Source organism: Methanosarcina mangrovi, from assembly GCF_052057765.1.
Taxonomy (GTDB): domain Archaea; phylum Halobacteriota; class Methanosarcinia; order Methanosarcinales; family Methanosarcinaceae; genus Methanosarcina.
The window spans coordinates 3,024,049-3,037,500 of sequence record NZ_CP195120.1; the positions used below are offsets into that span (position 1 = coordinate 3,024,049).

At 42.4% G+C, this 13,452-nt stretch carries 11 protein-coding genes and 1 pseudogene; 4 read left to right on the forward strand and 8 right to left on the reverse strand.

Translation table 11 applies throughout. The features are described from left to right. Positions 1-313: 313 nt before the first annotated feature. The 5 genes from ACSAZL_RS13425 to ACSAZL_RS13445 all read right to left on the reverse strand — a co-directional run bounded on the left by ACSAZL_RS13425 (position 314) and on the right by ACSAZL_RS13445 (position 5,652). The gene (locus ACSAZL_RS13425) at positions 314-1,843 is read right to left on the reverse strand and encodes a transglutaminase-like domain-containing protein (RefSeq protein WP_440945152.1); all 1,530 of its coding nucleotides are present in this window, start codon (positions 1,841-1,843) and stop codon (positions 314-316) included. A 718-nt stretch (positions 1,844-2,561) separates the two neighbouring features. Continuing rightward, complete coding sequence (locus ACSAZL_RS13430; RefSeq protein WP_440945153.1) at positions 2,562-2,825, reverse strand: hypothetical protein; 264 nt, start codon at positions 2,823-2,825, stop codon at positions 2,562-2,564. Positions 2,826-2,973: 148 nt separating this feature from the next. Beyond that, positions 2,974-3,549, reverse strand: coding sequence for a tetratricopeptide repeat protein (locus ACSAZL_RS13435; protein WP_440945154.1), 576 nt, complete (start codon positions 3,547-3,549; stop codon positions 2,974-2,976). 186 nt (positions 3,550-3,735) lie between these two features. Continuing rightward, positions 3,736-4,644, reverse strand: coding sequence for a tetratricopeptide repeat protein (locus ACSAZL_RS13440; RefSeq protein WP_440945155.1), 909 nt, complete (start codon positions 4,642-4,644; stop codon positions 3,736-3,738). 498 nt (positions 4,645-5,142) lie between these two features. Next, complete coding sequence (locus tag ACSAZL_RS13445) at positions 5,143-5,652, reverse strand: PASTA domain-containing protein (RefSeq protein ID WP_440945156.1); 510 nt, start codon at positions 5,650-5,652, stop codon at positions 5,143-5,145. A gap of 436 nt (positions 5,653-6,088) precedes the next feature. Between ACSAZL_RS13445 and ACSAZL_RS13450 the strand changes: the two genes are divergently transcribed. Then, the gene (locus ACSAZL_RS13450; RefSeq protein WP_440945157.1) at positions 6,089-6,808 is read left to right on the forward strand and encodes a DUF169 domain-containing protein; all 720 of its coding nucleotides are present in this window, start codon (positions 6,089-6,091) and stop codon (positions 6,806-6,808) included. A 108-nt stretch (positions 6,809-6,916) separates the two neighbouring features. Here the strand turns inward: ACSAZL_RS13450 and ACSAZL_RS13455 are convergent, their stop codons facing one another. Further along, positions 6,917-8,305: a tripartite tricarboxylate transporter permease gene (locus ACSAZL_RS13455; RefSeq protein ID WP_440945158.1), complete on the reverse strand. Its 1,389-nt coding sequence runs from the start codon at positions 8,303-8,305 to the stop codon at positions 6,917-6,919. A gap of 285 nt (positions 8,306-8,590) precedes the next feature. Between ACSAZL_RS13455 and ACSAZL_RS13460 the strand changes: the two genes are divergently transcribed. After that, the gene (locus tag ACSAZL_RS13460) at positions 8,591-8,773 is read left to right on the forward strand and encodes a hypothetical protein (RefSeq protein ID WP_440945159.1); all 183 of its coding nucleotides are present in this window, start codon (positions 8,591-8,593) and stop codon (positions 8,771-8,773) included. 984 nt (positions 8,774-9,757) lie between these two features. On the opposite strand, the gene ACSAZL_RS13465 is transcribed toward ACSAZL_RS13460, so the two are convergent. Both ACSAZL_RS13465 and ACSAZL_RS13470 read right to left on the reverse strand, forming a co-directional pair. Continuing rightward, positions 9,758-10,183 (reverse strand): hypothetical protein, encoded by a 426-nt coding sequence (locus ACSAZL_RS13465; protein ID WP_440948849.1) that lies wholly within the window; start codon positions 10,181-10,183, stop codon positions 9,758-9,760. Between the two features lie 15 nt (positions 10,184-10,198). Continuing rightward, positions 10,199-10,489 (reverse strand): annotated as a pseudogene (locus ACSAZL_RS13470) (pirin family protein); the annotation flags it as partial. Positions 10,490-10,899: 410 nt separating this feature from the next. Here ACSAZL_RS13470 and ACSAZL_RS13475 point away from each other — a divergent pair. Further along, a complete protein-coding gene (locus ACSAZL_RS13475; RefSeq protein ID WP_440945160.1) occupies positions 10,900-11,808 on the forward strand; it encodes a TIGR00269 family protein in 909 nt (302 codons plus the stop codon). 117 nt (positions 11,809-11,925) lie between these two features. Next, on the forward strand, positions 11,926-12,978 hold the full coding sequence (locus ACSAZL_RS13480; RefSeq protein WP_440945161.1) for a metal-dependent hydrolase: 1,053 nt from the start codon (positions 11,926-11,928) through the stop codon (positions 12,976-12,978). Positions 12,979-13,452: the final 474 nt, after the last annotated feature.

Sequence of the window (13,452 nt, forward strand, 5' to 3'; positions counted from 1 at the left end):
ATACAAAATCAGATAAGCTGTTTACTCTGAACAGTCACGTACTGGAAAGAGCGAATAAGTGGGAAGTATTGGTTTAGGTCAAAAGTAAAAATGTGTATGGTTTTACTGTAAAATGCAAAAATGTAAATTTTACAGGTAAAATGGTAAAACGGTATTGGGAGAAATTGTAAATTTTATAGTAAAAATGTAAAACGGTATCAAGAAAATTTGGGATAAGATGTGATTCAAGATTTATTTTGGACAAAATAAGGAAAAATTGTGTAGCCTTTACAAGGCTACTGAGTAAATTACTATATTACCATTATGCTTACCGTTATGCATATTTAGTTATGAGGTCTTGAGAGTATATACAAGCATAGTCTCCATGTGAGAGTATGCCATCATCATCAGCCCCATCTGTGTTAGAAATTGAATCGTCTGCACCTGTTACTGCAGCAACTAATGTTACATCAAATCCTTCATTAACATAGTATCTAGGATTATCAAAACCATTGGTACTACTAATTTTAGTATCAGAATGAATCCAACGAGTTCCATCCCAAATTTCTGTAAATGAATGAGCAGAAAGAGTAGTACTACCTGGAGGGTAAAAACTCATAAGTAGTTGCCTAGAAGGTATTCCAAGTGATCTGTAATATGAAACAGAAAGTACAGCGTATTCATCACATATCCCATTATAATTATTATTGATAATCCATTGATCTGAACCTGTATAATCTGGATTCAAAGCAGACACATTGTAATGCATAGTCGCATGTACTGAGTTATGTATTTTTATGGCAGTCTCCACGGGAGATGTAGTGTTGTCCCCTGCAATTGCTGCTTTAGTTGCTATAGAATATTCATTCTGATGGTGTAAATCACTTGTATCAAGATAAATTCCATTTTCGGGATCTTCCAAATATCCAGGATCATTGTTGTATGATTCAACAAAAATTGCTGGTAGTTTTGGAGCGTGAGTAGGTACATAATAGGAACCAGACTGAACTAATACTACTACTCTGACCTCTTTTGCACCAACTGATGGAAATTTAGTCGAATCAACATAAAAAGGAATTGTCTTTGTTATTTCAGCTCCCGGAGCCAAGTTCGTGAATGTTGAACCCCACCCACTATCGTCTTCAATTGAACCAATCGTGACATATCCACTTGCAGAAGTACTACCATAATTTCGGATAGTTATACTGTTTGTTGCAGTTTTATTTTGTATCCAGTGCCAGTCACAAGTTGCACCTGTAACTATTACTGCGGGAACAGTATCTTCAGTTGCAGTTATAGATTCAGTCGCAGTTGCAGCTATAGATTTTTCTGAAACATTTTGGATTTCAATCCCTTTGATATTCATTTTGATTTTTTTATTTGAAATTACCCAATCAAAAGGTTCGCTCTCAGTCAAATAGATATTTTTATTTAAAAGAATATTTTTTCCATTCGAAAGCTCGGTGTTTTTGAAACAATCCGGTGAAGAAAAGATAGTCGAAAATTCAACAACTGATTCATTGAATATCTCGCCTTGAAAACATTTACTCTTATTGTTGGACTCATTGAATAAATTTTGGTCTCTGAGATCATCATATGAGAAAGTATGATTTGTGTCATAGATTTCTGACATAGTATAATTCTCATTTTCAGTCGATTCATCCGCAAAATAATCTATTGTGGAAAAATTAGCAAAACAGTCTCCAGATGTAACCACTGTTTGGTTTAGTACCATAACCATATACCTTATTTCTTCCTCGGTGTATTTCCTATTTGTATCATTGCCTTCACTCGCAAACGATGTTGGAATAAATAACATTACCACCAACAAAGTAAAAATTATTTTTTTATGTTTACCCAACATTTTAATTTCCTGCCTTAAAATTAAGGCTTATTATGCTATAGAGTAAGTTAACGTAGCAATCCCCTAGAAAGAGACAGTTATTTTTTGTGAACAACGCTATAAATAACTTCGTATATTTGAATACATATTCGAGACAACGAGAATAAAAATACGGTTTTGAAAATAATAGTCAAGTCGTTTTATGAAAGGAAATAAAGTAAAAATAGTTAGACGTAATGTTAAATAATATTTTTTAAACTTTCAATCCACTCAAAAGTTACGCATCTGGGCTTTTTCAGGGTCTTCATCTTCTTCATTTAGAGCCCATCCGAACATGTTATAATATCGGGTATCGGCTGCATTTATTATATTACCGATTATAACATCCACAGCAAGTTAAAATATTTTTCGGATCTGCTTTAAGCCACTTAAGAAAGTTTTTATATAGTATATTATCTGTAATGTTGAGTTGAGATTCGAATTCGGTACGAGACAATACGATTCCAATTCTGTTGTAGAATCAAGCTCACCAAAGCTCTACGGCAGTACAAATGTTAACCACAGGAGACTAGCATCCTGACAAATAAAAATAAGAAGTGATAAAAATAAGAAGTGATCAAATAAAAATTATAGCTATACTTTTAATGACAAAATCTGAAATGATCGCTAGTATCGTAATTGTTTTCGTACTTGTAAATACATTTTGGCTATAACCAATAAGACTCCTCAGCTCAACACTTTATTCCAATATATACTCATGTGGATAATCTTCCTCAAAAGGTACTTTTTTCTCTGATTTTGAATTCTTGGGGTCAGGGTTAGAGTCTTCTAATTCTTTTGCCTCTGCAAAACACTCTTTTCCTTCCTCGTATTTCCCGACTTCAACGAGGGCTATACCTGCCTTTGTAAGTGCTTCAGCTCTTTCTCTGGGGGTTCTCGGAACTTCATCCAGGAGTTCCCCGCCTTCTTTGCGCTGGATCAGGTAGGAGTAAAGTTCAGCCATCTTTTTTTCTTTCTCTCGTTGTTCCTCGCGAACAAAAAACTCGGTAAGCGCGACAGAAACAATATCTCTCTGGCTAGAAAACTCCCCTGTTCAAGCTAGGTCATCGACCTGCTTCCCCTATTCGTGGAGATACCGTTGTATTCCATGCTCAGTTAAAGCCGCTGTCCGGGGAATCTACCAGGGTTCCCTTTTTATAAATAAGCCCTAGGAGCCTCAGCCTTTTCTCCCTGATAAGGGCATCAGTAGGGTCTATTTCCAGAGCCCGGTCGTATGCCTCCATAGCCTCTCCGTACCTGCCAAGGTTTTCCAGAACCGAACCTTTCTGGTACCAGGAGAAAACATCCTCGGAGTTGACCTTGAGGACTTCGTCATAACACTCTATGGCTTTTTCAAAATCCTGTAAGTTATTATAAGCAAAACCTTTGAGACACATTATTCCAAGGTGCTCGGGATCGAGTTCAAGAGCCCTATCGTAACAGGCAAGAGCTTCCTCGGACCTCCCGATCCTGTCCAGGACAAAACCCTTCTGGAGCCAAGCATCAAAATAAAGAGGGTCCAGATTTAAGGCCTTATCATAGAGCCGGAGTTTCTCTTCATAATTATCAGCTTCACGTGCTGTTATGAGGAGCTGCCCGGGGTCCTCGCTTTCTCCGGTATTTTCTGCCGCTTCCGGTTTCTTTTGCTTTTCCTTGGTGCTTTCTGTGGTATTATTTTCCTCTGCCATTTCGGAATCCTCCGTTTCCAGATAAAAATGTATTAGGACCCCTTGCGGAATCATTTCCCACCCTGATTTTTCCAGCTTAAGCCTGGAATCAGGGTCAAACTGGTATTCAGCATTTTAGTTTTCAATGAGATATACCTTTTCTGATTCGAATTTTGCCGGATACGGAGGAGTTAGTACAGAAAAAAGTTATTGAGAATCTGGGGCTTTTTGTCGGCTGACTCTCGAAAGGATTTCGACCTTGATTTCAAGCGCAGGAACAAAGCCCGGTTTCAATTTGAGAGCTCTGCTGCAGCTTTGCAGGGCTTCCTCCTGTCTACCCAGTTCCGAAAGAACCAGTCCCCTACCTGCCCAGAGCTCGGGAGCTTCCGGAGCAACTTGAAGAGCTGTATCGTACGCGGCCAGAGCTTCCTCATATCTGCCCAGCCTGGAAGACAGGCTGCCGACAGATTTCAGGGCTTCCAGGTAATCATGCCTGATTTTGAGGGCTGAAAGGTATGCTTCGAGAGCTTCTTCTTTCCGGTCAAGTGCGGAAAGGACCGAACCTTTTCCTGCCCAGGCCTCAGTGTATTTCGGGTTTTTCCTGAGCACTTTTTCGTATGTTTTAAGGGCTTCTTCAAGCCTGCCAAGCCGTGCAAGGACGACTCCTTTATTGTCCCATGCGATTTCGAAAGCCGGTTCAAGCTCAATTACCCTGTCATAGGCAGCTAATGCTTCTTCAAGCCTGCCCATTTCCGAGAGTATCACGCCTCTGTTGTACCAGACCCTGAAGTCATCAGGAACTATTTCAAGCACCTGCTCTATAAGCTGCAGGGCGGCTTCAAACCTTCTCGCCTTATAAAGAAGGACAGCTTTCTGAAAGAGGGCAGTAGCATCCTGAGGGTTCTTTTCAAGCATCTCGGTACAGGCCTGAAGTTCGTCGAAGAAAGGGAGGGAAGCATAAAGGTCCCTGACAGCCAGAAAAAGGGGCAGGATTTCATATTTTTTGCCATCGGCGGTCAGGACTTTTGCAGCAGGATCATATGAAAAAGCTGCAGGCTTCTGTTGATTGGGATCCTCTCCCTGTATATTCTTTATTAGTTCTTTACTTCCAAACACTTTCCCCAGTCCGGCTAAAAGTCCGGGGGAAAAAGGGGAATTGTTGGCTATAGAAAGATTGGGATCCTCTCCCTGTATATTCTTTATTAGTTCTTTACTTCCAAACACTTTCCCCAGTCCGGCTAAAAGTCCGGGGGAAAAAGGGGAATTGTTGGCTATAGAAAAGACGGACCTGAGATGCTTTCGGTGTTTTTTGTCATTCTTACTCCAGAGAATGAATGAAATCTGACTGCATGCAGCGAAAAACTCTTTTAGAGGGACATACGGATTCCCGTTCCCTGAACTATTTAAACTATTGAAACTCCTGAGAGCACCATTACAATGTTTCCAGAGTTCCGAAAGAAGTATACCAGATCCAGAATCAAATTCTCTCATCAGTACCATGCCTCTCGTTAGTACCCTTTCCTTCTTTTCATAAAAATCCAAGACTATCTATTACAGACATCACTCAGGACTGCAGAAGCTACTAAGAGGTCTGCCTGAAAACGGTGGCTGACCTCAATGGTTTGAATAGGAACTTAAAAGTGAGTTCTGGCTCAGATCAGGTTTAAATTTACCCTTTTTTGCTACGACCAGGTCTACGGTTGACCCTTTATCCACGCGCACTCCACCCTTTGGTTCCTGCTGGACAACGTCTCCGAAACGGACGCCTCCTACAAAAACATTCTTTTCTCCGATATTACCGACACTAAGTCCTGCTTCTTCCAGCTTTTTAACAGCCTGCTCCAGAGGTAATCTTATAACAAAGGGCACTTCAAGTTCTTTTTTCTCAGGCTCAACCTCCGGTACTTCCGTATCGAGTACTTCCGGAGTGCTGCTTTTACTCTCTTCTTCCAGGACCTCTTCCAGAAGCTCGATTGCTCCGCTGATCCTCAGGAGCGTTTCATTCAGGTTCTTCTTCCTGTTATCAAGTTCTACAAGCTTTGTCTCAATGTCTTTGAGAATTTTCTGGCCTGATTCGTACTCAGCCCTGAGTTCTACCAAACGCTGTTCAAGTTGTGCTTTCATAGACCTGTAAACCCCTCTTCTCGATTCATTGCTTCCGGTGAAGCCGAAATCAGGCTTTGACCTTCACTCCGGTTTCCTTTCGATCCAGCTTCATCTAAAGAAATCAGTTTTACTTTTTATTCAACCCTTCTATTTTATTCCATCTACAATTTCGATCCAATACATTTTAAGTTTTATATTTTTGCTCCTCAGTAAAGGATTTCATGAGAGGAATCTGATTTCATGGAAGAATGTATAATTTCATGTGAAGAATATAATAGATATATGTGATAAGACACAGATTCAGAACAATTTGCAGAAAAGAAGCTGGAAAGAATAATTGCTTCTGATTTCTATTTAAGCTTTCAGCTTTACACTATCTTCAAACCGCGGATATATAAACCTATAAAGTAAGGACTGATAAAAAGTGGGTAGAGAATAATAAGGAGTGAGCGTAATGGAAAAAGCAAGTCCCAATCAAATTAAGGAAATAAATGAATACGGGAAGGAAATAATCGAACTGCTTAAGCTGGAAACCTCACCGGTGGCAGTAGCCCTGGTTCCTAAAGGTGCTGAAATTCCTGAAGGGATCCAGCGGGTCAAAGAGGGAATGAAGCACTGCCAGATGATGGACCGAGTGCGCAGAACAAAAGAGGAGTTTTATGCCGTTCTTGAAGACCAGACCTGCAAAGGAGGAGCAGCAGCAATGGGGCTCGGGCACATGCCACCCAAACTGGCGAGCGGGGAATTCTATTACGACAAACTGAAGCATTTTAAGACTCTGGAAGCTTCGAAAAAGACTCTTGCAAGAGTCCCCATGGTTGAGGCAGAATCCACAATAGCAGCCCTTTATGCCCCTCTCGAAAGTGCAAGTTTCATGCCCGATGTTGTAGTGATAATCGGCTCTCCCAAACAGTTAATGCTTCTGACCCAGGCAGCCCTCTACAATGAAGGCGGGAGAATTGAAGCCGAATTTGCAGGCAAGCAGAGCCTCTGTTCCGATGCCGTCGCAGAGCCCTACCTGTCAGGCAAAATGGGAATAACTGTCGGCTGCACGGGCAGCAGGGCCTATACGGATATTCAGGAGTCAGAACTGACGGTCGGCATTCCCGCAAAAATGCTGAAGAATCTGGTAGAAGGGCTGAGGGCGATTGTCGGAAAAGCTCCTGCGCATTGATAAATAGGGAGAGAAGAGCATACTTTTACAGAAAGTTTAGGATTGAAGAAGTAAAGGATTACGGAAATAAGGGATTGCAGGAAGTAAATAACTACAAAAAGTCACGGATCAAAAAAAGTAAAGGATAACAGGCAACAGGATAACGCCCATAGCATGAGATTTCCTGACTTTCATAAAAGACGGGAGCATGCCTATTGGGATAGAAATTAAAAAGATGAAAAGCCCGAAAAACCCTGTAAAAAGAAAGACCGTTACTGTAAGCCCTGCAAGAACTCCGATGCAGAGTTTCGCGTAGTCAAGTTTTCGGAGCATTTGGTGGGCATTATTCCCTATCCAGACGGTGGAAAAGTACGAAAACAGGGCGGTCAGTAGAATTGCGGCAAAAAAAAGCAGGATTACCTGAAAACCAGGTGACCCTATACCCAGGATTTCATTCACGGCAGCCATCGCTCCGCTCCTTGTCTTTCCTATCACCAGAAGGGCTACCAGCCCGAAAATGGCATTTGAAGTGTTTACCCCGGAAACCGAGACAATAAATTCCTTTGAGCTCTCAAGAGTCTGGCGGTCTTCATCGGGGTCGGAAAAAAGAAAGGATTTTTGTCCTCCGGGCTCAGGTTCAGAACTTTCTTTTTTTACGGACCTTCGGTCAAAATCGGATCTTACAAAAAGCCCTGCCAGAAGGGCGGCAATGGCAGAAGAAACTCCTGGCAGCCAGGCTACAAGGGAACCTGCGGTACTGCCGGTAAAGACTCCTCTCAGGATCCTTTTTCGGGAAAGTTCAAATTTCGAAACGGATTCGGGAGGGATCTCCGAGCTTGTGAGGAGGCTTATAATGAGCTGGGAAGCCCCGAAAAGTCCGCTGAGGAGAGGCAGAAGTACGGAAGCCTGCCCGAGGCTTATAACCGGAATAAGAAGACTTTCTCTTGAAAACGCAAAGAGCCCCAGAACTCCCGTGACCAAAAACAGCAGGAGGGCATAAGCTTTGTACCTGTATTTTGCAAGCGAGCCCTGACCCTTTACCTCCTCACCTTTCTCACTCGCAAGCATAATAAACACAATCATGAGAAGGATCCATGCCATATACTCCTGCAGATAAGGGTAAACAGCCCCGAAGAAAAAAGAAAACGGTAGCACAAAAAGCATCGATGCAACCACAGAACCCGCACTGCCGAGGGCAGAGAGCCGGACCGCTTCCGCCCCTGCCCCTTCAAGCAAAAGCCTGTGCCCCGGAAGGACTGCAAGTGCCGTGTCTCCGTCAGGTGCCCCTAAAAACACAGACGGGATAATGTCATGGAAAGTGTGTGAGACCGCATTTGAGAGGATTATGAGGGCAATGTAGAAAGGGGCAACTCCCCTCTCAGTCAGAAAAGGGGCAAGTGCTACAAGTGCAAGCGCAAAGTTGTTTGTATGTATGCCAGGCAAAAGCCCTGAAAGTATGCCAAGCAGGTAGCCTGCAAGCACAGAAAAAAGGATCAACAATAAAGAAACCCCTTCCACTCAACCGACACCTCCCAAATATAAAATTAGGTTTCAAAATTCTATTTCGTCCAACTTCAATAAATATCTTATAGTATTGCTATTAATAATTAATGCTATTACGACAGAATCTGTTTCCGATCTCAAATACCTGAAATCAAAACCGTTTGCGATCATTTATTAACGGTTGATGCCACCTCCGAATATTCAATTGATACTTCAGAACATTTTTCCCTGCGAATCTCGGAGCTAAAGCCGGTCCTTCAGTAAGGTTTTAAACGTCTTTCGACCCAGGAAATTTTATTTTTGTCTACAGTTTACAGGAAACCTCTACCAGCTTTCTGGTGGTTCGCCAAAAGAGAGGAACAAAAAAGGAAAGAAAAAAAGAAAGAAAAAGGAAAGAAAAAAGGAAAAAAAGGAAAGAAAAAGGAAAGAAAAAGGAAAGAAAAAGGAAAGGAACAAGAAAGCGGACTATTGCACTTACAGTGAAACTCGGATGCAGTACCTTAATTCGGGAATTTCAAATAAAGACCAATAGTTTTGCTCTCAATATTATAAATAAATTTCCTTTTGAAATTATGTCTTTTTACCGGGAAGGAGGCATTTCATAGGAAGGTATAAATAGTAGCATTTGTTAGTGCGAGCAATTTCAGCCCATCGATGCGATAAGCCGCTTGAAAATTTTGAAGGCGATTTATTACATCAAAGAAATAGAAAAATAATTTCCACTTATGTTTTATATATAACAGTTATACTATAGCGTGTAGTCCTAAATGCTAATATTGAATGGGGTTCATGAGAGCATTTAGCAAAAAACAACAGCCTGGGGCAAACGAGGTTCGCCATTCCTCAGTCCTGCCCTGTGCGACCGGAACCCCGCCCGGATGAGGCGACTATCGAGGTTTTTTGCCATTCCTCGGTCCCTGACTCCGAGAGAGGTTTCGTAAACGGAAGCTGAAAATGAGGTTCGCCATTCCTCAACCGGCTCCGGCAGATATCAGAACCAACGGAGAAGTGAGAGGCAAATCCCTCTCTAATACTATTTTTACCTCTCACTTCCACTCTGGTCCCTGAACTATCCGATTTAATTCTACGAACTACCTGACTCAGTTCTACAAACCGTCCGATTTAATTCTACGAACTACCTGACGACTCCATTCGCCAAACCATCGACTCTATTTTAGAATTCATTCCGTACGATCGATCCGCCTTAAAGTCAACTTTCTCTCCATTCCAGTATAGCCCATTCTTTATGTCAGTCCTCTTTCTGCCTTCTTTTTACTCCCTCTCTGATTACTTCTGCCTCTTCTGATTCCCCTCTTCCTGGCTGATCCCCTTTCAGATCACTTCCTCTTCCAGGAAGTATCTTTTTCCTGTCACTTCCCCTTCCCGGTTGATTGTGCCTCTTCTCATCTCCTCTTATCGGTCTGTTTGCTTCTTCCCATGATTTGTTTCAACCTTTTTTAATTTGGTTCATATTTTTTCCTGCGTTTCTATCAACTTTCCAGAGACGTCAATCAGGACGAACTCTGCAGGTATGTCGGAAGAGACCGCTTCCATATGGATAGCTGATTCCAGGTCTATGCGAGCCTGATCCCCTTTTCCGATCCTCTGGCCATTGACAGAGAGTTCCCCGGCAGAAATACAAATGAAGATACATCGGTTCTCCTGCGAAGTAAAGCGGATAACATGCCCCCTGTCAAGATCGGCCCGGTAAATTGTTGCATCGACGTTTATCTTCAGGGCATCCTCAAACCCCTGACCAGAAGCAAGGGGAAGTAATCGGTTCTCCCAGTCCGATTCTTCGAATTTTTTCTGCGAGTACGCAGGTTCAAGGTGGCTTCTGGAGGGTAAAATCCAGACCTGGTAAAAATGCAGAGGTTCCTTTCCGGTGTTCAACTCAGAATGCCGTATTCCGGTTCCTGCAGTAACGCACTGTACCTCTCCTTTTCCGAGAGTTCCCTAGTTCCCCATATCGTCTTTATGCGTCATCTCTCCTTCAAGCACAATCGAGACAATTTCCGTCTCGGAATGCGGGTGAGTTAAAAAACCTCTTCCCGCCTGGACAGTGTCATCGTTAAAAACGCGCAGGTTTCCGAAAAGGAAATTATCCGGATCATAATAATTTGAAAAAGAAAAGAGCATGTAACTCTTCAGCCACTCGGCATTTTCAAGATGCCTGGCTTCTGCCGGAATGATTTTCATTATAAAGAAGCCTCCTTCCCTATTTCCCCTTACCTTCTTATTTCCCCTGTAATTCTTCGAATACCTGAATAATACCTAAGGTTTGATTGCTTGGAAGGATATACTTTTGGAAACAGAGTTTCAGAGTAAAGTTGAGGGAGCCCTTTGTGGCAGATAAAAAAATGCACCGACTTCTCCGGAAGGCACGTAAAAAACCATATATACGAGGTATCCCTTTCCTAAAACGACCTTCATAATTAAAATTCTTCAGATCGAAGAAAATCAGATCAAAGTAAAATTAGATTGAAGGAAAATTAAATCAAAGTAAAATTAGATCAAAGTAAAATTATTTCAAACACTCATAAATCACATTTTCTGCATTTTCCAGATAATTCGTGCAAGTAGAAAAAAGGACTTTAAAAGGATTTCAAATGACAATTAAGTGTAAAAAATGCAACCATGAAGCTATCATTTTTCAAAAATACTCCGGAATGCACCTCTGCAAAAGGCATTTTATAGAAGACGTTGAAAGGAAAATTAAGCTGACAGTCCGGAAAGACTACAGCATCAAGAAAAATGATGTAATAGCCGTTGCTCTGAGTGGGGGAAAGGACAGCTCGGTTGCTCTCTATGTGATGCATAAGATCCTGGGGAACAGGCCCGATATTCAGATAGTGGCTGTTTCAATTGACGAGGGGATCCATGGATACCGTCCCCACTCCCTGGAACTTGCAAAAAAGCTTACGGAAGCCCTTGGGGTCCGGCATATAATAAAGTCATTCAAAGACGAACACGGGGTTACAATGGACGAGCTGGCTGCAATGGACCGGGAAAAAGGCACATGCAGCTACTGCGGAGTTCTCAGAAAAAGCATCCTTAACAGGGTAGCGCTTGAAATAGGGGCAACGAAACTTGTAACAGGGCACAACCTGGACGATGAAGCCCAGACCATTCTCCTCAACCATTTCAGGGGAGATATGGAACGTATGGTCAGGCTTGCGCCTCCCGCAGCCGTAGAAGGGCTCGTATTGAGGGCAAAGCCCCTGCGGAATATCCCTGAAAAGGAAGTGGCACTCTATGCCCTGATAAACTCCCTGCCTGTGGACTTCAGCGAATGCCCGTATGCAGGAGAAGCCCTCCGAGGAGAAATTCGGGAACTGCTAAACAACTTTGAGACAAAACACCCGGGAACCAAGTATTCCCTTCTCCGTGGCTTTGACAAGCTCGTGGGAGCCCTTGCTAAGGAACTGCCCCCTGCAAAAATCGAAAAGTGCAGGATCTGCGGGGATACCTGTACCGAAGACATCTGCCAGGCATGCAAACTTCTCGGCAGGACCTGAAAAAAGGACTAAATTACGGATCATCTGATCCATACAACCTTATTCGCCCGAATTACTTCTCTTCAATTAAAGATATATATTTTCAAAGTTCTCTCCCATAATAAAGGGATAAAAAAAATGGTAAACACACTCTCCCACCTGGGAATAGGCCTTCTGATCGCACTCGCACTCGGATATAAAGGAAGAAAACGAGAAATCCTGGCATTTCTGGCAATCCTGCCGGACCTGGACTTCATCCCATACATCCTCTTTGCCCTTGTCAGCGACAGCGTAAGCCATGAGACCAGAAACCAGCTCTTTTACCTGCTGGGCCACAGGGAGTTCATGCACTCCATCCTTTTCATCCTGCTTGTAACGCTTTTCATCTGGCTTATAACAAAAGACCGCAGGTTTACAGCCGCCGGGTTTGCAGCTATTTTTCTTCACAGCTACCTTGATTATGCCACCAGCTGGAAAATGCGCCCCCTCTACCCTTTCAGCACCGAAACATCCATCATGGGAACCGTCTACTTTTTTGATCCCCTGGCAAACCTTCTTCCTCTGGTGCCCGTCTTAATCGTACTTGTCGGATATATGAAAAGAAAGGGAAGATGGAACGGAAAGTTCAACAACTTCTGTAACTTTGTCACCGAGAACCGGAGCAAATTCTACACAACCCTTCTGGTCGTGCTCCTTGTCTGGATTACAGTCCTGCCGGTCGCAAAAATATTTCTCGTGAAAAATATTTCCGACACCGAGGGGGCAAAAATCAGCTACCAGAACACCTATCCCTCCTCTCCCGGAAAGTTCCTTACCGCATATTCCTATAACGCCACCCACTACAAGATTCTGGAAGTCAGCTACTGGTCAGGGGTCGAAAAAAGCGATTATATCGAAAAAATAAACGTAACCGGAAACGCCCCCGATGCCGCCGCCTACGCCAAAAGAGCCGGAAAACTCTACAGTACAGCCGTCCCTCAGGAAATCGATTACCCTGTCTACAGTGTCTCGGAAGAAAACGGTTCGGTAACTGTCCTGCTGAGCGATGCGAGAGATTCCTACGTCAAATACTGGGCTTATTTCAAAACGGTTTACAGGTTCGTTTTTGATACGGAGAGAGAGTATGTGGCGTATGCAAGAATGCAGGAGGAAGGAGAGGAAGAGAAATTGGGGGAGAATTATTTTGGGTGATGTACGTATTCGAGTTATTCCATATAGTAATCTTTTTTGAGCCAGGTGCCTAAGAATTTTGGGATAAACTTTCCAGTGACAGAAGTTGATTAATTAATCTATCTGAATTTTTAGTTTTGGAACCTCTTGTTTTTGTTGTTTTCACAACTTTCCGCCTGCTCCTCAGTCGTATGACACCTCGTTTTTAAGAAACATCGAAACTCAAACCAGCCTTCAATTATGAAAACTCTGCAAAAATTAACGTGCGGTCAAAAATAATATTTCATTTTTAAACATTACATTGATATTTCATATATATTTATAAAAAATAGTAAAATGTCAACGAAAGCATATATAAATTCAAAAAAGCGGGTTTAGAAGATTAGGTACTGAAAATAAGAAGCCGAAGGTGGCTTCCAAATACACTTCCACTTGATATAGCCCATAGTAATCGTAAATAATTCCTGATAAAAAAGAACTATTTTATGTAGTAAA

What these genes read in the sequence shown, in the direction of transcription:
- ACSAZL_RS13425 (WP_440945152.1), bottom strand. Translation starts at nt 1,843, where the DNA reads ATGTTGGGTAAACATAAAAAAATAATTTTTACTTTGTTGGTGGTAATG.
- ACSAZL_RS13445 (WP_440945156.1), bottom strand. Translation starts at nt 5,652, where the DNA reads ATGAAAGCACAACTTGAACAGCGTTTGGTAGAACTCAGGGCTGAGTAC.
- ACSAZL_RS13430 (WP_440945153.1), bottom strand. Translation starts at nt 2,825, where the DNA reads ATGGCTGAACTTTACTCCTACCTGATCCAGCGCAAAGAAGGCGGGGAA.
- ACSAZL_RS13450 (WP_440945157.1), top strand. Translation starts at nt 6,089, where the DNA reads ATGGAAAAAGCAAGTCCCAATCAAATTAAGGAAATAAATGAATACGGG.
- ACSAZL_RS13480 (WP_440945161.1), top strand. Translation starts at nt 11,926, where the DNA reads ATGGTAAACACACTCTCCCACCTGGGAATAGGCCTTCTGATCGCACTC.
- ACSAZL_RS13475 (WP_440945160.1), top strand. Translation starts at nt 10,900, where the DNA reads ATGACAATTAAGTGTAAAAAATGCAACCATGAAGCTATCATTTTTCAA.
- ACSAZL_RS13435 (WP_440945154.1), bottom strand. Translation starts at nt 3,549, where the DNA reads ATGGCAGAGGAAAATAATACCACAGAAAGCACCAAGGAAAAGCAAAAG.